At 26.7% G+C, this 20,737-nt stretch carries 15 protein-coding genes; 10 read left to right on the forward strand and 5 right to left on the reverse strand.

Annotated features, from left to right (window positions below):
- Positions 1-50 precede the first annotated feature (50 nt).
- The 5 genes from uvrB (at position 51) to LT335_RS02275 (ending at position 4,443) form a co-directional block, all read left to right on the forward strand.
- Positions 51-2,075: an excinuclease ABC subunit UvrB gene (uvrB, locus tag LT335_RS02255; protein ID WP_249728346.1), complete on the forward strand. Its 2,025-nt coding sequence runs from the start codon at positions 51-53 to the stop codon at positions 2,073-2,075.
- Positions 2,075-2,548 carry a methylated-DNA--[protein]-cysteine S-methyltransferase gene (locus LT335_RS02260; RefSeq protein WP_249728347.1) on the forward strand — a complete coding sequence of 158 codons (474 nt, stop codon included), beginning with the start codon at positions 2,075-2,077 and terminating at the stop codon, positions 2,546-2,548. The genes uvrB and LT335_RS02260 overlap by 1 nt, the downstream gene beginning before the upstream one ends.
- Positions 2,549-2,654: 106 nt before the next feature.
- Entirely contained in the window at positions 2,655-3,179 is a 525-nt protein-coding gene (locus LT335_RS02265) for a Panacea domain-containing protein (protein WP_249728348.1), read from the forward strand.
- A 2-nt stretch (positions 3,180-3,181) separates the two neighbouring features.
- Positions 3,182-3,781 carry a hypothetical protein gene (locus tag LT335_RS02270; protein ID WP_249728350.1) on the forward strand — a complete coding sequence of 200 codons (600 nt, stop codon included), beginning with the start codon at positions 3,182-3,184 and terminating at the stop codon, positions 3,779-3,781.
- Between the two features lie 95 nt (positions 3,782-3,876).
- Positions 3,877-4,443, forward strand: coding sequence for a Panacea domain-containing protein (locus LT335_RS02275; protein ID WP_249728351.1), 567 nt, complete (start codon positions 3,877-3,879; stop codon positions 4,441-4,443).
- Positions 4,444-4,684: 241 nt separating this feature from the next.
- Here LT335_RS02275 and LT335_RS02280 read toward each other — a convergent pair whose 3' ends face one another.
- Positions 4,685-6,070 carry a M17 family metallopeptidase gene (locus LT335_RS02280; RefSeq protein WP_249728352.1) on the reverse strand — a complete coding sequence of 462 codons (1,386 nt, stop codon included), beginning with the start codon at positions 6,068-6,070 and terminating at the stop codon, positions 4,685-4,687.
- Positions 6,071-6,201: 131 nt separating this feature from the next.
- Between LT335_RS02280 and pepF the strand changes: the two genes are divergently transcribed.
- Together pepF and LT335_RS02290 are read left to right on the forward strand one after the other, a co-directional pair.
- Entirely contained in the window at positions 6,202-8,022 is a 1,821-nt protein-coding gene (gene pepF, locus LT335_RS02285) for an oligoendopeptidase F (protein ID WP_249728354.1), read from the forward strand.
- A 16-nt stretch (positions 8,023-8,038) separates the two neighbouring features.
- Positions 8,039-9,028 carry a GMP reductase gene (locus LT335_RS02290; RefSeq protein ID WP_249728355.1) on the forward strand — a complete coding sequence of 330 codons (990 nt, stop codon included), beginning with the start codon at positions 8,039-8,041 and terminating at the stop codon, positions 9,026-9,028.
- Between the two features lie 116 nt (positions 9,029-9,144).
- Here LT335_RS02290 and LT335_RS02295 read toward each other — a convergent pair whose 3' ends face one another.
- Positions 9,145-10,194, reverse strand: a complete 1,050-nt coding sequence (locus LT335_RS02295; RefSeq protein WP_249728356.1) for an SGNH/GDSL hydrolase family protein — start codon at positions 10,192-10,194, stop codon at positions 9,145-9,147.
- Positions 10,195-10,374: 180 nt separating this feature from the next.
- Here LT335_RS02295 and LT335_RS02300 point away from each other — a divergent pair, with 180 nt between their 5' ends.
- Positions 10,375-12,012 (forward strand): fructose-specific PTS transporter subunit EIIC, encoded by a 1,638-nt coding sequence (locus tag LT335_RS02300; RefSeq protein WP_249728358.1) that lies wholly within the window; start codon positions 10,375-10,377, stop codon positions 12,010-12,012.
- A 12-nt stretch (positions 12,013-12,024) separates the two neighbouring features.
- Complete coding sequence (gene pfkB / locus LT335_RS02305) at positions 12,025-12,960, forward strand: 1-phosphofructokinase (protein WP_249728359.1); 936 nt, start codon at positions 12,025-12,027, stop codon at positions 12,958-12,960.
- 50 nt (positions 12,961-13,010) lie between these two features.
- Here the strand turns inward: pfkB and LT335_RS02310 are convergent, their stop codons facing one another.
- From LT335_RS02310 to uvrA, 3 genes are all read right to left on the reverse strand, one after another.
- Positions 13,011-13,595, reverse strand: a complete 585-nt coding sequence (locus LT335_RS02310; RefSeq protein WP_249728361.1) for a hypothetical protein — start codon at positions 13,593-13,595, stop codon at positions 13,011-13,013.
- Positions 13,596-13,748: 153 nt separating this feature from the next.
- Positions 13,749-14,300 carry a hypothetical protein gene (locus tag LT335_RS02315; protein ID WP_249728363.1) on the reverse strand — a complete coding sequence of 184 codons (552 nt, stop codon included), beginning with the start codon at positions 14,298-14,300 and terminating at the stop codon, positions 13,749-13,751.
- A 484-nt stretch (positions 14,301-14,784) separates the two neighbouring features.
- A complete protein-coding gene (uvrA, locus tag LT335_RS02320; RefSeq protein ID WP_249728364.1) occupies positions 14,785-17,655 on the reverse strand; it encodes an excinuclease ABC subunit UvrA in 2,871 nt (956 codons plus the stop codon).
- A gap of 246 nt (positions 17,656-17,901) precedes the next feature.
- Between uvrA and LT335_RS02325 the strand changes: the two genes are divergently transcribed.
- Entirely contained in the window at positions 17,902-20,718 is a 2,817-nt protein-coding gene (locus tag LT335_RS02325) for a type I restriction endonuclease subunit R (protein ID WP_249728366.1), read from the forward strand.
- Positions 20,719-20,737 lie beyond the last annotated feature (19 nt).

The raw sequence follows: 20,737 nt of genomic DNA on the forward strand, positions 1-20,737 counted from the left end.
TATAATTTAATTAGAAAGTTAAATTAATAATTAAATATTAATGGTGAGTTATGTTTAAACTAGTTGCTCCTTATCAACCAACTGGTGATCAACCAGCAGCAATTAAGCAAATTGTTAAAGGAATTAAAAATAATATTAAAAATCAAGTTTTACTTGGTGCCACAGGAACAGGTAAAACTTTTACTATGGCTAATGTCATTCAACAAGTGCAAAAACCAACCTTAATTTTGGTTCATAATAAAACTTTGGCAATGCAACTGTATGGTGAATTAAAAACTTTTTTTCCAGAAAATCGTGTTGAATATTTTGTTTCTTATTTTGACTTTTATCAACCAGAAGCTTATTTGCCAAAAACCGATACTTATATTGATAAAAATTCAAAAATTAATCAAGAAATTGAAATGTTACGATTGAGTACTTTAAATGCTTTGTCAACAGAAAAAGATGTAATTGTTATTGCTTCTGTCGCAGCAATTTATGGTGCTCAAGATCCAAAAGAATACCAAAAGTCTTTTTTTGAATTACGAAAAAATACTAAAATTAATCGTCAAGAATTATTAAATCGTTTAGTTGTAATTGGTTATCAACGCAATGATTTAGAATTAGTACCAGGAAGTTTTAGTGCTAAAGGTGATGTCATTAAAATTGCACCATCATGAACTGACCAGTATTTTTTGCGGATTAGTTTATTTGATGATGAAATTGAAGAGATTGCTAAAGTTGATATTTTAAATAGTAATGTTTTAGAACGCTTTCCATTTTTAACTATTTTCCCAGCTGAAGATTATGTTAGTACTAGAGAACGAGTTAATTTTGCTGTTGGTGAAATTGAAAAAGAATTAGAAAAAACATTAGCAAAAATGAGAAAAAATAATTATTTATTAGAAGCACAAAGATTAGAACAAAGAACAAATAATGATTTAGAAAGTTTAAGAGAATTTGGTTTTTGTAATGGGATTGAAAATTATTCTCGTTATTTAGAAAAAAGAGCAGCAGGTTCATCGCCTTATACTTTGTTTGATTTTTTTCCACAAGATTATTTAACAATTGTTGATGAGTCACATATGACTTTACCACAAGTTCGAGGGATGTATAATAATGATCGTAGTCGTAAAGAAACTTTAGTAAAATTTGGTTTTCGTTTACCAAGTGCTTTAGATAATCGACCATTAAACTTTCAAGAATTTTCTCAAAAGTTAAATTATGTTGTTTATACTTCAGCAACTCCAGGTGATTATGAATTAGATTTAATTAAGAAAGAACCAAAAGAATTTAATCAAACAATTCAGCAAGTAATTAGACCAACTGGTTTATTGGATCCAACAGTTGAAATTAAACCATCAGTGAATCAAATTAATGATATTATTAAGCAAATTAAATTACGCTCAGCAAATCAAGAACGAGTATTTATTACTACTTTAACAATTAGAATGGCTGAAGAATTAACAGCATATTTACAAGAACAAAAAGTTAAAGTTGCTTATTTACATAATGAATTAAAAACTTTGGAAAGAACAAAAGTTTTATTGGATTTACGCCGTGGTGTTTATGATGCGATTGTAGGTATTAATTTATTACGAGAAGGATTAGATGTTCCTGAAGTTTCTTTAATTTGCGTTTTAGATGCTGATAAAAGTGGGTTTTTAAGAAATACGAGATCATTAGTACAAACAATTGGTCGCGCTGCAAGAAATGTTAATGGTCATGTTATTCTTTATGCTGATGAAATTAGTTTAGCAATGAAAGCAGCAATTGATGAAACAAATAGAAGACGAAAAATTCAAATTGCTTATAATGAAAAACATCATATTACTCCTACTAATGTTAAAAAACCATTAAGTGAAATTATTAGTACCAAAGAATTAGATTCTGATTTACAAAAATTACGAACAGCAAAAGGTAAAGCAAAAGTTACTGCTAAAGAAAAGATTATTGCTGAAATTCGACTTGAAATGTTGCAAGCAGCAAAGGAATTAAATTTTGAAAAAGCGGCAGCATTACGAGATTTAATTTTAAATATTGAAGCAGATGATGGTCCAAAAACATCAAAACCAGAAAAGAAAGGTAAAAAATAATGGCAAGTTATGGTTATTATCAAAGTCCAATTGGTTTAATTAAAATTACTGCTGATGAAGCAAGTGTGCTTAGTTTAGAGTTTATTGAAACAAAAGTTAATCAAGAAACCTTAAATTCAAATAATCTTGTTATTAATAATTGTCTGGAGCAATTAGATCAATATTTTAAGCAAGATTTAACTACTTTTGATTTACCATTAGCACCAAAAGGAACAAAGTTTCAAGAGTTAGTATGAAAAGAAACCCTTAAAATTCCTTATAATCAAGCCATTACGTATCAAGAGTTAGCACAAAAAATTAACCACCCAAAAGCATGTCGCGCAGTTGGTTCTGCCTTGGGTAAAAATCCGTTAGCAATTTTTATTCCTTGTCATCGTGTTGTTTCTCGTAATAAGAAAATAATTAATTACTCATCAGGAAAAGAACGAAAAATCTTTTTACAAACATTAGAATCATTACAACAAAAAAAATAAAAGAAAGATATTTTTCTTTTATTTTTTTATTTGAAAATTCATTTTTGAGCAATATAATTAGTTTAAACCAAACTTATCATTTTGTAGAAAGGGGTTGAAAAATGATATGGAAAATTTTAATATTGATTTAAAAAAAATTAGCGAATATGTTGTCAATATAATTTATGATGTCAATAATTTTGATATTAATAATACTGAAGAGCAAAAAGTTTCACCTTTGAAATTACAAAATATTCTTTATTTTCTTTATGCTTATGCTTTATCAACATGAAATAAAACATTATGATCTAATAATTTTGAAAAATGAGTAATTGGTCCAGTGATACCAGAACTTTATTATGATTATTCAAAGAATGGTGTTACTTTATATAATCGAGAAAAACATTTTGTAAAATTTCCTGAAATTCCAAATTGAGAAAGAACAAACTTAGAAGCATTAGTAATGGATTTAAATGAAAAGTATAATGATGTTGAATTAGCAAGACTTGCATATGATGATGTTTGAAGAAACACAAAAGCAAATGCAATTATTAAAGCAGAAGATATTGTAAATTATTATTCTGAAAATAATACATTTTTTGATGATTTATATGACTCATCATTAGAAGCAAAAGTTAAGTTTTTTTCTTAAAAATGAAAAAACGCCAAGGACCAGTCGTTGGTACAACAATTCATATTGGTAAACCTTTTGAAAGTTATGATGGCATTATTTTAAAAAATCGATTTATGGGTGTATTTTCAGTTGAAAACGATAATCTAATATTAATACCAATGTCTACTTTTCATAACAAAGAAAAAAGAGATAAAAAATTAAAAATGTTAGTTAATTTTGAATATTCACAAAAGCACGGTAATAATCGTGATGGTTATCTTAAATGTAATCAATTTTATTTTTTAAATAAAAAAGAATACGATAATTTTAAAGAATTATATGTATCTCGTACTATGAATCAAAAACGTTTTGATGAATTACAAGAACATGTAGAAAATTTACAAAAGAATAAAGTGAAATTTTTGAAGAAAAGAATTGTTTTTGAAGATTCATTTACTTTCCAACAAAAAGACTCAGATTCTGAAAGTGTTTTTACTAGTGATGAATTAGTGAAAATCAAAAAAGATGAGCAAAAATTTATGGAGCGATTTAAAAAAGCTGAAGCAGCTTTAAAAAAATCACAGCAATTAGGACAAGAAGTAGATGAAGATGATAATGAATTTGATGATTATGAACGCTAAATAAAATAAATATTTATTTTATTTAAAATTGAATTTCGGTCATATAATTAGCTTAAACCAAACTTATCATTTTGTAGAAAGGGGTCGAAAATGATATGGAAAATTTTAATATTGATTTAAAAAAATTTAGCGAATATGTTGTCAATATAATTTATGATGTCAATAATTTTGATATTAATAATACTGAAGAGCAAAAAGTTTCACCTTTGAAATTACAAAATATTCTTTATTTTCTTTATGCTTATGCTTTATCAACATGAAATAAAACATTATGATCTAATAATTTTGAAAAATGAGTAATTGGCCCGGTGATACCAGAACTTTATTATGATTATTCAAAAAATGGTGTTCGTTTATTTAATCTTGAAGAACATTTTGTAAAAATTCCTGAAATTCCAAATTGAGATCGCTTTGATTTAGAAGCATTAGTAATAGATTTAAGTAAAAAATATAATGACATTGAATTAGCAAAATTAGCTCATGACGATGTTTGAAAAAATACAGATATAAGTTCAATCATGAAAGCTGAAGATATTGCAAAATATTATTCAGAATATGAAACATTTATCGATGAAATTGTAAATGATCCAACAATAGAAAATAATATTAGTATTTTTTCTGAAAAATGTCTAAAGATACGAAATATAAAATTGGTGGAGTAATTCACATTGGTTTACCTTTTAAAAAATCGATTTATGTGTATCTTTGCAATTGATAATATAATTTAGTTGAGCAAAAACTTTTGGAAAAAATAAAAAAGCTGAAGCATTTTAAAAAACTCACAAGAAGTAGACGAAGAATATAATAAGTTTGATGACTATGAACGCTAAATAAAATAAATATTAAAAAATTCTCTTTGATTAAAGAGAATTTTTAATTGTCATAAGACTAAAATTATATATATTATTTATTGTTTTTCATATACTGCACTAAAGTTTTAACTAGAACAGCTTGACCACGGTCATTGCCATAAGCAGTTCCAGCAATGTCTAAATGTAAGAATGGTTTGTCTTCACAGAATTCTTGAATGAAAGCAGCAGCACTTGATGAACCACCATAACTATCTTTAGTAACATTACTTAAATCAGCAATTGCGGAACTTTTAATACCAACAATGTTATCTTCATGAATTGGCATTCTTCAAATTTCTTCATTTGCTTGGTCAGCAGCAGTTTGAAAATTATTAAATAATTGATCGTTATTACTAAAGGCACCAGTCATATAATTACCAAGAGCAATTAAGATTGCTCCTGTTAAAGTTGATAATTCAATAATTTTTGTTGCTTTACCTTTTCTTATTGCATAAGTAATACCATCTGCTAAAACTAATCTTCCTTCAGCATCGGTATTATTAATTTCAACAGTTTTACCATTCATTGATTTAACAATACTTTCAACTAATGTTCCATGACCACCAATTTTATTTTCTGTTAAACAAGCAACAGCAATAAAGTTAGTTTTTAATCCTAATTTAGCAGCAGCAAGAGCACTATTGCAAACAATTGCTGCCCCTGACATATCAAATTTCATCCCTTTCATATATTGACTTGGTTTTAAAGAGTAACCACCAGTATCAAAAGTGATTCCTTTTCCAACTAATCCTAAGATTTCATTTTTATTTTTGGGGTCACCATTATAAGTTAGAACAACAACTCTTGGTTCGTAATGAGAAGCGGCATTAACTGCTAATAATAAATTCATATCTAAGTCTTGAATTGCTTTTTTATCTAAAATTGTTACTTTTAAATTTGCAATTCCTTTCGCTTTTTCACTAATATGATTAGCAAAAATTTCTGGATATAAAATATTAGGCGGCATATCTTGTAAATCACGAGCAAAGTTTAAAAATTCACTTTGAGTCTTAATTTGTTCTTCTGATGTGTATTCAGGTAATTTATTAGTTGTTAATAAATTGTATTTAATTGTTACTTTTTCAGGACTTTTGCTTTTTAAAGTATAAGCTTTATGATTTGCATAAAGAATTGCTTCATAAATTGTTTGTATTGCTTCTGAGTCATTAATTTTTTCATTAGTAAATGATTTAATTTCAATATCAACATCATCTTGAATTTCTTGATTTCTAATAATATTAATAAATAATTTTCTTAAACCAGTTCTTGTTAATTGATTTTTTTCACCTAAATAAACGAAATAAGTTTTTTCTTGATTAATTAAAGTAATTTTATTATTAACTTTAACAATTAAATCGTTTTTTAAATTACTTTTTGTAATACCAACTAAATTTAATTGATAAAGTTTTTTTTGATTAATTTGAACAGGACTATCCATATATTTGTTCTCTCTTTCGATAACTCTAAATATTTAATAAATAATTATGTCTTTTATTATAATATATTTTTGTCAATTCTAATAGATGGTATGATATATATTGTGATTAATTCTTTATATGGAGGTTAAAAGTGACACGAAGTCAATTAACTAAAGAACAACAACAAAAATATTGTTGAGATTTTTCTCATTTATTTAAAAATGATGATGCATGAAAACAAGAATTAAATAATTGTGACAAAATTGTTGCTAAAATGGTGCAATTAAAAGGTAAATTGAAAGATTTAAAAAACTTTAAAACTTATTTAGGATTGAGTAAAGAACTTTCATTAACTTTTATGAAATTAGGCCAATATTTACATTATAGTGATTTAGACCAAACAAATTTAACTTATCAAAATTTAAATAATTTATTTGCGATTAAAACTAGCAATCTTGGACAACAATTATCTTGAATCGAACCAGAGATTAAAACAATTGGTGCTAAGAAAATTCAACAGTGAGTTAAAGATAATGCTGATTTGGCAAATTACCAACATAGTATGAAAGTGTTTTTTCAATTTGAAAAGTATATTTTAAGTGAGCACGATGAAACTTTATTAAGTAAAGTTAGTAAATCTCGTGGCGCAGTTGGCGATTTATATGATTCATTAGTTTTTGCTGATAAACAAAAGATGATGATTGATTATCAAAAGAAAAATCAAGAATTAACTCAAACTTTATATTTAAATATTTTGGAAACTACTGATCCAATTAAAGATCAAAAATTGCGAATTGAAACAAATAAAAAATTTTATCAAGATATTAAGAGTAAGAAACATTCTTTAGCGCAAGTTTATCAAGGAATTATTGAATCATCAATTGAAGAAATAAAAATCCGTAATGTTGATAATGATAAAAATTTGACACCATTAACTTATAGTTTACTTGGTGATAATGTTAGTTTGAAAGTTTATCAAAATTTAATTGCTGTTGGTAAAAAATATTCATATTTAGTTCGTGAATTTTATAAAATTAAAAAACAATTTTTTAAATTAAAAAAACTTTATCCAACTGATACAAGTTTAAAAATGGCTTCTTTACCAGAACAAAAATATGATGTTGAAACAGGAATTCAAATTATTAAATCAGTTTTAAGTGTTTTAGGACCAGAATATTTAGCACAATTAGATTTAGCATTATTACCGGGAAGAATTGATTATTTTGAAGATACTAACAAAACAACTGGTGCTTATTCAACTGGTGGTGATGGTGTTGAACCAATTATTTTAATGAATTGAGATGATACAATTAATTCAATTAATACACTTGGTCATGAATTAGGGCATTCAGTTCACACTTTGTTATCAGAAAAATATCAACCTTATCCAAATAATAATTATCCAATTATTCTAGCTGAAGTTGCATCAACAGTTAATGAACATTTAATTTTTGATTATTTATATAATAAGGCAACAAGTAAGGAAGAAAAAATTTATTTATTACAAACTCATATTGAAACAATTATTGGTACTTTCTTTCGTCAAATTCAATTTGCTAAATTTGAATGAGAAGCACATAAATTAGTTGAACAAGAGCAACCATTAAATGCTGATATTTTAGCTGATTTATATACTAATATTTCTAATGAATATGGTCAAGATGTTTTAGATGTTATTGATGAAAAAGAAAAACATTATAGTTGACCACGAGTATCACATTTTTTTCATTCACCATTTTATGTTTATAAATATGCGACATCAATTACAGTCTCTTATAAACTTTATGAAGATGTTAAGCAAGGTAATAAAGATAACTTATTAAACTTCTTAAAATCTGGTGGAAATGATTATCCATTAGCAATTTTAAAGAAGGCAGGTGTTGACTTAGAGACAATAAATGTATATAATCCTTTAGTCAATAATTTAGAAAGTTTACTTAATCAATTAAAAGATTTAATTAAAACAAAGTAACTTGAGGAGAAAATATATGGACATAAAATTTGATTTTGAAGACATTAATTTAATTGCTAATAAATGTTTAGTTAGTTCAAGAAGAGAATGTAATCCTAGTGTGCAATTAAATGGTTTTAAATTTAAAATTCCCGTTGTTCCTGCTAATATGAGTGCTGTTGTTGATGAAAAACTTTGTTTTTGATTAGCAAAAAATAATTATTTTTATGTTATGCATCGTTTTAATATTGATCAAATTGCTTTTGTTAAAATGATGAAGCAAGCTAATTTATTTGTTTCAATTAGTGTTGGTGTTAAAAAAGAACATAAAGACTTATTATTAGAATTAAAAAAATTAGACTTAATTCCTGATTTTATTACAATTGATATTGCTCATGGTCATAGTTTAGTTATGGAAGATATGTTGAAGTTTATTAAAACAACTTTTAAGAATACTAAAATTAAACCATTTGTTATTGCTGGTAATATTATGAGTGCAGAAGCTGTTAAAGATTTAGAAGCATGAGGTGCTGATGCTTTAAAAGTTGGTGTTGGACCAGGGAAAGTTTGTATTACGAAATTAAAAACTGGTTTTGGAACTGGTGGTTGACAATTAAATGCTTTGCAAGATTTAAGCAAAGTTGCTAAAAAACCATTAATTGCTGATGGTGGTATTCGTTGTAATGGTGATATTGCTAAAGCAATTTGTTTTGGTGCCGATATGGTAATGGCGGGAAGTATTTTATCTGGTCATGATGAATCACCAGGAAAATTAGTAGTTAATAATGGCAAAAAATATAAAGAATATTATGGATCAGCTAGTGTTTTCAATAAAGTTGAAGCCAAAAATATTGAAGGAAAAAAGATTCTGGTTTCTTATAAAGGGCCAATTGCTCATACTTATCAAGAAATGGAAGAAGATTTACAGTCAGCAATTTCTTATGCTGGAGGTAAAGAATTAATGGCTTTAAGAAAATGTCAGTATGTTATTGTTAAGGGTACAATTAACAATGGTGATGATCGTTAAAACTTTGATTAACTCGTAAGGATATGTTTTATCTTAATTAGTTAAGATAAGAAATTAAAAAACTTGGTTAAAATATTTAAAATAACCAAGTTTTTTATTTATGAATAATCTTTAAATTATCAAGTTTCTTGTACTATATCGTATAACATTTCTCCTACTTTTGCATGAACAAGTTCAGTTGGGTGAACAAAATCAAAAAAGAAGTGATTATTAATAGTTTCAAAGTTAACTCCTTGATTATATTTTGGTGTGATTTTACCGTTTAGAAGAGCATTTAAATCAAGATTATAATCAGTAGCACCTTGTTCAATATTTACACCTTGTTGTGCAAAATCAATTAATAATTGATTAAATTGCTTGTAAACATCAAAAACTTTAATATAATGCGGATACTCTACTTTCAAATTAGCAATCATATTTAATCATAATTGATTATAATGAGCAGTTAAATTTGATGCTAGTATTGCTTTAGTACTACCACGATATCGAGGAATTTTTCCTAAGTCTGGTGTATTCATTACTAAAATATGTTTATTACCATTTATAATTAATTTTTTCAAAGCACTTTGCTGATCACTAAGAAGGTTTTGTATTATTGATTCTTGTTCAGTACTTGATGAAGTTTCTAAGATTTCTGACATAAAATCATTGCTTCCAATTTGAAAAAAAGTTAAATCATCATCTTCAATTTTATGTTGTTGTAATAAAGCATCAACTTGTTTATTAATGGTAAAGTTATTAAAAAACATTCCTTGAAGGTCTGTTGTTGGCAGTTCGGATGCGTGTGCACCACCAAGAGCATAATTATTACCAATATGATTATATGTTTTAGAATAAAAATCAAAATTTCAGCCGGCATCTAAATTTAATTCTAGTTTATCTGCTAAAATTTCAACTGCGACTTTGCCATTAGAAAATGAGTGATTTTGATAAAATGGATCATCCATAGTAAAGCCATGTCCAATTATTGTTTTTAAAATTTCACTACCAGCACCAACTACTGCGCCATTATCTGATAAACTATCACCGACAACATATAATTGATGATAATTAACAGAATTATCAATAATTGTTTTATTAGGTGTTTGATTAATTAAACTAAGATTTAATAAAATAATTGAACTTGCTAATTCAAGACCAGCAAAAATTAATAAAAGTTTTCTCATAATATTTTGTGCCTTTCATAAGGGTAAACTTATTTTATATTATTTTTGATAAAATGATATTGCTTTTTTTAAGCTGATAGTTGTAATGTAATAAAATTTAAAGTTATCTGATTTAATAATTATATGATATTATAAAATTAACATATAATATATGAATTTGAAAAGTGAAAGGAGAAAAGAATGGCAATTGAAAAAGATTCTGGAGCTAAAACTGTAAACAAAACAACAACAAAAAAATCTCCAGAAGTAATTGCAATTACTGCTTGTCCAACTGGAATTGCTCATACTTATATGGCAAAAGAAAAAATTCTTGAAGCCGCCAAAGAATTAAAGATGACATGTAAAGTTGAAACTCAAGGTCGTAGTGGTAATGAAGATGTTTTGACTGCTGAAGATATTGCTAATGCTAAGGTAATTATTTTTGCTAATGATAAAGCTTTAACAGGTTTAGATCGTTTTAATGGTAAAGAAGTTATTCAAGTAGGAACAAAAGAAGCGATTTTAGACAGTAAAAAGTTAATTAATGATTATTTAAATAAGACTGGGAAATTAACAACAATTAATCAAGCTGCTAAAGAAGGAGAAGCAGTTGATTTTTCATTTGATAACTTCAAACATGTAACACGAAACTTATTAGGTGGTGTTTCACGAATGTTACCTTTTGTTGTTGCTGGTGGAATTATTTTAGGAATTGGATTCTTAATTGATAGTGGTAATTCAGGTGGTAACTTTGGTGTTACTAGAGGTGCTGCTGCTTGATTTTCTGGTTTAGGAAAAGTTATTTTCTCAATGATGATTCCAATTTTAGGAGCTTATATTTGTTATTCAATCGTTGGCCCACAAGGGTTATTACCGGGAATGGTTTGTGGATTGGTCGCTAATGCTCCCGCAATGTTATATAAAGATGATGGTGGTGCTGGCTGAGAAAATACTTGAGGACGAATTTTTCCTGATAGTATTAAGAATTTTAACTCCGGTTTTTTTGGCGCTATTATTGGTGCTTATTTAGTAGCCTTTGTTGTTTATGGTTTAACAAAAGTTTTGAAAAAAACACCAAAATCATTACGAGGTGTTAAAGATATTGTTTTTGTACCAGTTGTTACTGCATTAGCAGCTGGAGTAATTATGTTTGCAATTAATATTCCTTTAGGTTATCTAAATTATGGTTTAGGTTTAGGATTAAAATATTTATCAGAATATAATTTAAGTGCTCTTGCTGGATTAATTATTGGAATTATGATGGCTGTTGATATGGGTGGTCCAATTAATAAGGCTGCTTATGTTTTTGGAACAGTAACAATTGATGCTAGTCAAACTGCTTATGAATCAATTCGTTCAAGTAATGGTGGAACAACTTTTATGGCTGCTGCAATGGTAGCAGGAATGGTACCACCTTTAGCAATTGCGTTATCAACAAGAATTTTTAAAAAATATTGATCTGCAAAAGATATTGATGGTGGAAATACGAACTGATTCTTAGCTGCTTGCTTTATTACTGAAGGAGCAATTCCTTATGCAGCAGAAGATCCAAAACGAGTAATTCCTGCTTCTGTTGTTGGTAGTGGTGTTACAGGTGCGATCCTAGCTGGTTTTGGTATTACCTTAAGTGCTCCGCACGGGGGGGTATTTGTCTTTCCATTATTAAATATTCAAGATAATGGTTCAAACTGATTTAAAATGCCAACCCAAGGCGGCTCAATTGGTGTTGCTATTGCAATTACAATTGTTGCTTTAGTTGTTGGTGCTTTGATTAGTGCTTCTATTCTTGGTTTTTGAAGAATGAGTGCAATTAAAAAAGGTAAATTAATTTTAAAATAAGGAAATAACACAATGATTTATACATTAACTTTAAATCCGGCAATTGATCAAATGATTAGTACTAAGAACTTTACCTTAGATGCTACTAATAAAGCAATTGAACAGTATCAAATTCTTGGTGGCAAAGGAATTAATGTTTCGATAATGCTAAAACATTTAGGTTTTAATAATACTGCTTTAGGTTTTATGGGTAAAGATTATCATCATCAATTTGAGACTTATTTAGCAAAAGAGAAAGTTAATAATGATTTTCATATTGTCCCAGGACAAGTAAGAATTAATTTAAAAATTAAAGATTTAAATAATAATCAAGAAACAGAGTTAAATTGTTTAGGGTTTAATGTTAATAAAAATGATGAAAAAGCAATTCTCACTTTATTAAAAAAACATTTAAAAAAAGATGATTTTTTAATGATTGCTGGCTCAATTGCTTCTGGAGCAAATAATTGTTTATATCAAAGTATTGCTGAATTTTGTTTTAAACAAAAAATTGCTTTTGCAATTGACACAACAAAAGTTAATTTAATTCCAACTCTACAATACCGACCATTATTAATTAAACCTAATTTAGCTGAATTAAATGAAATTTTTAATACTAATTATCATTTTGATAATCAAAAAGCAGTGATTGAACTAGGACAAAAATTATTAGCACAAGGTGCTCAAAATGTTTTGATTAGCAATGGTAAAGAAGGTAGTATTTTAGTTACTGCAACTAAAGGAAATTATTTTGCTAATGCTGCTAGTGGTAATCTAATCAATTCTGTTGGAGCAGGTGATTCAATGGTAGCAGGTTTTCTTGCAACATATCTTGAAACTACCGATCCAAAAATAAGTTTACAAATTGCGACAGCAGCAGGTGCTGCAACTGCTTTTAGTCAAGGAATTGGTGATTTATCACTCGTTAATAAACTGAAAAATCAAATTAAAGTTGTAATAATTAATTAAAAATGTTATCTCAACCGAGATAACATTTTTTTAATATTAAATTTTGTTTTTTAATAAACCATTCGCACTTCAGAACCAGTTATAGCTGCAATTTCACCATAATAATTATTTGGAGTATCGTCAATATAACCTCGATATTCTAAATCCAACATAAGTTGTCTTTCGTTGTTCTCTCATTTAAATCAAACTGTAGAGCGAGCAGTAAGATATATTCTCATAGTTGATGATAATTTTATATCTTGTTTTTCATATCAAGATTCTTGGCCTGGTAAAATACTACCAATTTTTCAAGTATCTTTTGTAAGTAAGAAAGTTTGACCATTATATCCTCGATAGGCAACCTTTAAACCAGGAACTTCAAATCCTTCAAAGAGTGATGTTAACTCTGGAAATTCATGGACTCCTGAAATAGCAGTTACATTAATACCGTAAATTCCAAAAGCAGCATACTCGTGTGGTTTGACAGTTTTTCTAACAGACTGTTCTTGAAATCTTCATATGTAATCATAATCGGTTTGATTAGCATTGATAGTTTCTTGTTTGTTTTGCTCTGATGAAGTTGCTGATGTTGCTATGTTTCCAACTGTCATACCTGCAAGGATAATTAATCCAATTGTCATTAAGAATTTTTTCATAATTTATATTCTCCTTTTTAATTAAGTATATACATCCTCCTTTCTTATTGATTAGTATAGTATCATGTTTTATTTTTAAAGTAAAAATCCAATGATATATTTTTTTATACCATTAGATTTATGATTACAACTTTAAGTTTTTCTAAATTGATTTTAATAAAATAAAACTAGAGAACCAGTATCAATACTAACACGGGCATAGTCTGGCGCTCAATAAGAACCAAATGCAATTTTATATGCTAAACGCATCATTAAGTTACCAGATTGATCATATCATAATGTTGAAGCAGTATAAAGATCTGCTCCTCTTTCTCCAATTCATTCTGAATATTGGTGATATCAATCTTCTGAACCAAGGTTACGATTAGTTTTTCATTTATCACCATTAATTTTAAGAATATCATTGAATCTATATTCAATTTTTAAATCAGGGACATCAATTACATTATATTTATGTAATTGAGTAAGATCTTTAATGCCAATAGCAGTTAAATTAATATTATCAATTGCACAGTAAATATATTCGTTTCATGCTATTTCTGTGTGAATACTTTGTTCTTTAAAATGTCACTCAGTAGGATTAATTTGTGCAGTTGCATTAATTTCTTGTTTATTTTGTGCTGATGAAGTTGTTGATATTGCTATGTTTCCAATTGTCATGCTTGCAAGACTAGTTAATCCAATTGTTGTTAAGATTTTTTTCATTATTTATACCCCCTTCTTTTGTTAATTAGTATAATATCATAGTTTTTTTTGATCTGTATTTTTTTGATTTTTAATTTTTGATATTAAAAAATGGACCTTCATTTTTGAAAGCCCATCTGGGGGGGGTGTTTAGTTACCACACCACTTTCTCCCCCCAGAATTTAAGTCAGTAATAAAAAGTCCAACTTAACTTCTTTAAACTACTATAACATATTCTTATTTTTTAATCTAGATAATATCAATGTTATTTTTAGATTAAAAATAAGAATTAAAGATAAAATAAAAATTATCTAATATCATATTTGTATCGATATTTAAGAGTTAAAAAATTAATATAAAAACCCCTTTATATTAAAGGGGTTTTTCAATAGATTTTAAGAAAAATCTAAGTTACTTAATAAATGACCTTGATAGGTATGTCTTACCGCTAAGACATAATATAAATATATTTATTAATATTCTATTTTAATTATTTACTTAAAAATTATTTTCTTTTTAGATCACGAGCAAGAATTGGTTTTAGGAATTGGCCAGTATAAGATTTTTCATTAGTAATTACTTGTTCTGGGGTTCCTGTAGCAATAATTTTTCCACCATATTTACCACCTTCTGGGCCTAAATCAATAATATAATCAGCAACTTTAATTACTTCTAAATTATGTTCAATAACAATAACAGTATCACCATTATTAGCGATTTGGTTTAAAACTTTAATTAGTTTTTTAATGTCATCAATATGTAAACCAGTTGTTGGTTCATCAAGAATATACATTGTTTTACCAGTAGCTCTTTTTTGTAAATGAGCAGCTAATTTAATTCTTTGTGCTTCGCCACCTGATAATTCTGTTGCTTGTTGACCAAGTTTAATATAGCCCAAACCTACTTCTTCTAAGACTGTTAGTTTCTTATTAATTTTTGGATGATTAGTAAAGAATACTAAAGCAGCTTCAACTGGCATTTCTAGAACATCATAAATATTTTTTCCTTTATATTTAACTTGTAAAGTTTCACTATTATATCGTTTACCATCACAAATTTCACAGGCAACATAAACATCAGGTAAAAAATGCATTGAAATTTTAATGACACCATCACCGTTACATCTTTCGCAGCGCCCGCCAGGAACATTAAATGAAAACCGACTTTTACTATAACCACGAACTTTAGCTTCAGGACTGCTAGCAAATAAATCACGAATGTCATCAAAAACTGAGGTATAAGTTGCTGGATTACTTCTTGGTGTTCGACCGATTGGATCTTGAGAAATAGCAATAATTTTATCAACATTTTCGTAACCTTTGATTGTGCTACTTGTTTTTTGTTTTTTAGTTAAAATTTTATGAAGATCATTATATAAAACTGAGTTAACTAAAGTTGATTTACCACTTCCTGAAACTCCTGTAACACAAATAAACTTTCCTAAAGGAAATTTAACTGTTAAATTATTTAAGTTGTTAGCAGTAACATTTTGTATTTCTAAAACTTGACCATTGCCACCACGACGAGTTTTTGGTAGTTCAATAAATTTTTTGCCAACTAAGTATTGTCCAGTAATTGATTTTGGATTTTCCATTATTTGTTCTGGAGTTCCTTCAGCGACAATTTTCCCACCATGAATTCCTGCTTTTGGTCCGACATCAATTAATCAATCAGATGCTAACATTGTATCTTCATCGTGTTCAACTACTAATAAAGTTGTTCCTAAATCACGCATTGTTTTTAAGGTTGCAATTAATTTATTATTATCTCTTTGATGTAGTCCAATTGATGGTTCATCTAAAACATATAGAACACCTGTTAATTGGGCACCAATTTGGGTTGCCAAACGAATTCGTTGTGATTCACCACCTGAAAGGGTTTGAGCACTTCTTGCCAAATTTAAATAATTCAAGCCAACATTAATTAAGAAATTCAATCGTTTATTTATTTCATCTAATACTAAACGAGCAATTTCTTTTTGATTTTCTGATAACTCAAGATGACTAATTGCTTCTAAATTTTCTTCAATATCTAAATTAGTTAACTGACTAATATTTAATAATGTATTTTTACCTTTTAAAATTGTGCTAAGTTTGACACTTAAAACATCTTGGTTCAATCTTGAGCCCTTACAAGTAACACAAATTTTTTGTTCCATAAATTTACGATAATATTCACGAGCAAAATCACTAGTTGTTTCTAAATAACGGCGTTCAATTGCGGTAGCAATTCCTTCAATATAATCATGATTAGGATATTTACGGCCGTTAGCAGAAGTTAAAGTGTAGCTAATTGGTTCTTGGCTCCCACGCATAATAACTTGAATTTGTTCTTTACTCAAAGTATTTAGTGGTTGATTTAAATCAATTAAATAATGATGACATAAAACTTGTAATTTTTGTCACTCTAAATTAGTAGTATTAACAAGATTTTTAAAATATTCAATGCCACCTTGATTAATTGATAATTTCATATCAGGCATAATTAGATTTTCATCAACTTCTAAACGCATACCAATTCCCTTACATTCAGGGCAAGCGCCAGCAGGAGCATTAAAAGAAAATAAGCGTGGTTCTAAATCAGGTAAGGCAAAACCGCAAACTTTACAAGCGTACTTTTGTGAAAACAATCAAGTTTCATCGGGCTCACTAACTGTCACTTTTGCTAAACCATTACTTTGATTTAAAGCAACTTCTAAAGCATCATGAATTCTAGAAATTGTTTCATCATCAGTATGATAAACAATTCGATCAATAACAATATCAATATCGTGTCTTGTATTTTTATTTAGTTCAATTTCTTCATCTAAGTTATAAATTTTGTTATCAATTTTTACTCGTAAGAAATTTTCTTTTTTTAATTGTGCCAATAAGTCTTGATGAGTTCCCTTTTTGCTTGTGACAATTGGTGCTAAAATTTCCATTCTTGTATTTGGTTTTAAAGTTTGAATTTGTTTAATCATTTCTTTCAAAGTTTGATGACTAATAATTCCATGACCATTTTTACAATAAGGGGTTCCAACCCGAGCATATAATAATCTTAAGTAGTCATAAATTTCTGTTACTGTGCCAACGGTTGATCTTGGGGTTGTGCTAGTTGTTTTTTGATCAATTGAGATTGCTGGTGCCAAACCATCAATTGAATCAACATCAGGTTTTTCACTATTACCCAAAAATTGTCTAGCATAAGCAGACAACGATTCGACATATCTTCTTCTTCCTTCAGCATAAATGGTATTAAAAGCTAATGAAGATTTACCACTTCCTGAAACTCCTGTAATTACAACAAGTTTATTTTTCGGAATGTTGATATTAATATTTTTTAGATTATGTTCTCGGGCACCTTTAACGATTATATAATTTTGTTTTTCTTCCATAACTTGGCTCCTATATATGTTTAATTATACTAGAAATTCGTATTCTAACATTATTATTTTCTTTTATTACAAGTAAAATAAATAGTTTGCTAATTATATATTAAGAATAAGTTTTTACAAGATTTTAATTTACATAATAAATAAAATTCTTGTACTGTATAAAAGTTTAGTAGTAAAATTACCATAATTAAGAAATTTAATACATAATATTTTTTCATTTATTAGGTTAAAATTAAGGAGAAATTTATGAAGAATGAAGATTATACAAATGAGTATGATGTAGAGAAAAAATTCATAGAGGTTATAACTACAAATTGATATAGGTTTAATAGTTTATCTTCTTATGAAGAATTATTATTAAATTTTAGAGAAAAAATTAATTTAATTAATAAAGATGTTTTAAATAATACATTTTTGACAGATAGTGAATTTAATGAAATAGTTGTTTATCTTGAAAAGCAATCTATTTTTGAAGCATCTCAATTATTAAGAAATGCAAGAATAGATATAATTAAAAGAAATGGTCATACACTTTATTTAAAATTAGTTGATGTTAATGATATTGAAAAAAATAATTTTGAAGTTGCACATCAAATTTCTGTTGCAGGAAAATATTCTGGAAGATTTGATGTTACTCTTTTAATTAATGGAATTCCTTTTGTTCAAATAGAACTTAAAAAACCCGGAGTAGAGATTAATCAAGCATTTAATCAAGTCTTAAGATATAAAAGAGATAACAATTATATGGGTCTTTTTAACTTTGTTCAGTTATTTGTTATTTCAAATGAACAAAATACCAAGTATTTTGCTAATAATGATTTAGATGTTATGAAAATGAAAAGCAACTCATTTTTTTGATTAAATAAAAATAATAAATTGATGAATTCCCTCTATGAATTTGAAGAAAATTTTCTTTTTTGCCCATTTTTATTTAAAGTAGTTTTTGAATATATGATAGATAGTAAGCAAGATAAAAAATTATATGTTATGCGACCATATCAAATTTATGCTTTTGAAGCATTAAAAAAAATATGCTTAAAAGATGAAAAAAATGGATATTGTTTTCATTCTACAGGTTCAGGTAAAACTTTAACTTCGTTTAAATTTGCTTTTGAAATGAGTCAAAAAAAAGAAATTGATAAAGTATTTTTTCTAGTAGATAGAAAAGATCTTGATGATAAAACTATTGATGATTTTAATTCTTATATGTCTTCTTCAATTGATGATTTTACTAATATTAAAAAATCTAATTTTTTAATTAAAGATATAAAAAATAGTAGCAAGAAACTTATTATCTCAACAATTAATAAATTAGCTTATATATTAAAGGGTAAAGTTAATGAATTAAAGGAATATAAAAATAAAAAAATAATTTTTATATTTGATGAATGTCATAGATCACAAGCAGGTCAAATGCGAAAACTTATTCAAGATTATTTTACTAATGCCCTTTATTATGGATTTACAGGTACACCTATTTTTAATGAAGAAGATGCTAAAAATGAAAATGCAAAACTTACTTCTTTATATTTTAATAAACCAGTTCACACTTATACTTTAAAAGAAGCTATAGGTGATAGAAATGTTTTGCCTCTGTGTATTGATTATATAAAAACTGTAAAAATAAGAGATGAAACTGTTTTATTGGATAAAACTGTACAAGGAATTAACTATGAAGAAGCTTTACTTGATGATAAAAGGTGTAATCTTGTAATTGAAGATGTATTAAAACATTTTGAACAAAAAACAGTCGGGCGAAGATATAATGCAATATTTGCTTGTCAATCAATTTCTTTATTAATTAAATATTATGATTTGCTAGTAAGTAATAAAAATAATCTAAAAATTGCTGCTATTTATTCATATAATCCTAATGAAGAAGTTAAAGAAAATGATAATTTAGATATTGCTAAAGATAAAATGGTTGAAATCATTGAAGAATATAATAGAAGAATTGAAAATAACTCAAATTTTAACCTTACTATATATAATCAATATGAAAGAGATGTAATAAATAACTTTAGAAATAAAAATTTAGATATTTTACTTGTTGTTGATAAATGTCTTACTGGAATGGATTTTAAAAGATGTAATACGCTTTATTTAGATAAATCAATGAAAATGCATGGTTTAATACAGGCTATTTCCAGAACAATTAGAGTGTATGATGATCAAAAAATATGTGGAAATATTATTTGTTACCAAACTTCTAAAAAAACTATGGATACAGCATTAGCACATTTTAATAATGATCAAGATGTTTATAATGATGTAACATTGGAACCATTAAAAATCTTAATAGAAAAATTAAATGATGCTTATGAAAATAGTTTAGAATGCCATAGAAAAATTAGTTCATCAAAGTCTGAAATAAATAAGGTTGAGTTTGTGAAAGCGTTTCGAGAATTAATGCATTTTTATAATAAAATTAAGAATTATGTGGATTTTAATATAAATAATACAAAAATGAAAATGAAATCATATTTTAATATGCAAAGTTCATATAAAGATATTTATATTGAAATTAAACCAGATTTAAAAAGAGAATCAATTTTAAATGATATTGATTTTGAAATAAATTTATTAAGTAGAGTAAATGTTAATTTTGATTATTTAGTAGAATTATTAAAGAATTATCAAAATGAACATAAAAATAAAAAAGGTACTAAGAATTCAATTTCTAAGATTAATAAATTAATTTTAGAAATTAATGATAAATCTAAACAAAAACTTATAAGAAAATTTGTTGATTCTTTTATGAATGAAAACGAAGAAGGGTTGTATTCAGATCCAATAAATAAATATGAACAATTTATAAATTATGAAAGAAATCAAGAAATTACAAAAATTAGTAAAAAATATAATATTGATAGAAAAAAGTTAGAAAAGATAATTGGGAATTATTCTTTTTATCAAGATGATGTTGAACTTAATAGAAAAATTATGTATTTAAATAAAGACAATAAAAACATGGGTTATAAAGAAATTTTAAATATGTCTAAAAATTTACCTATTGATATTAAAACTTTTTTTAATAAATACGATGCTATAATTATGTATTAAAGATATTTGGAAGTTGGAG

The sequence above is a fragment of the Spiroplasma attinicola genome, from assembly GCF_023509825.1.
GTDB lineage: Bacteria > Bacillota_I > Bacilli_A > Mycoplasmatales > VBWQ01 > Spiroplasma_D > Spiroplasma_D attinicola.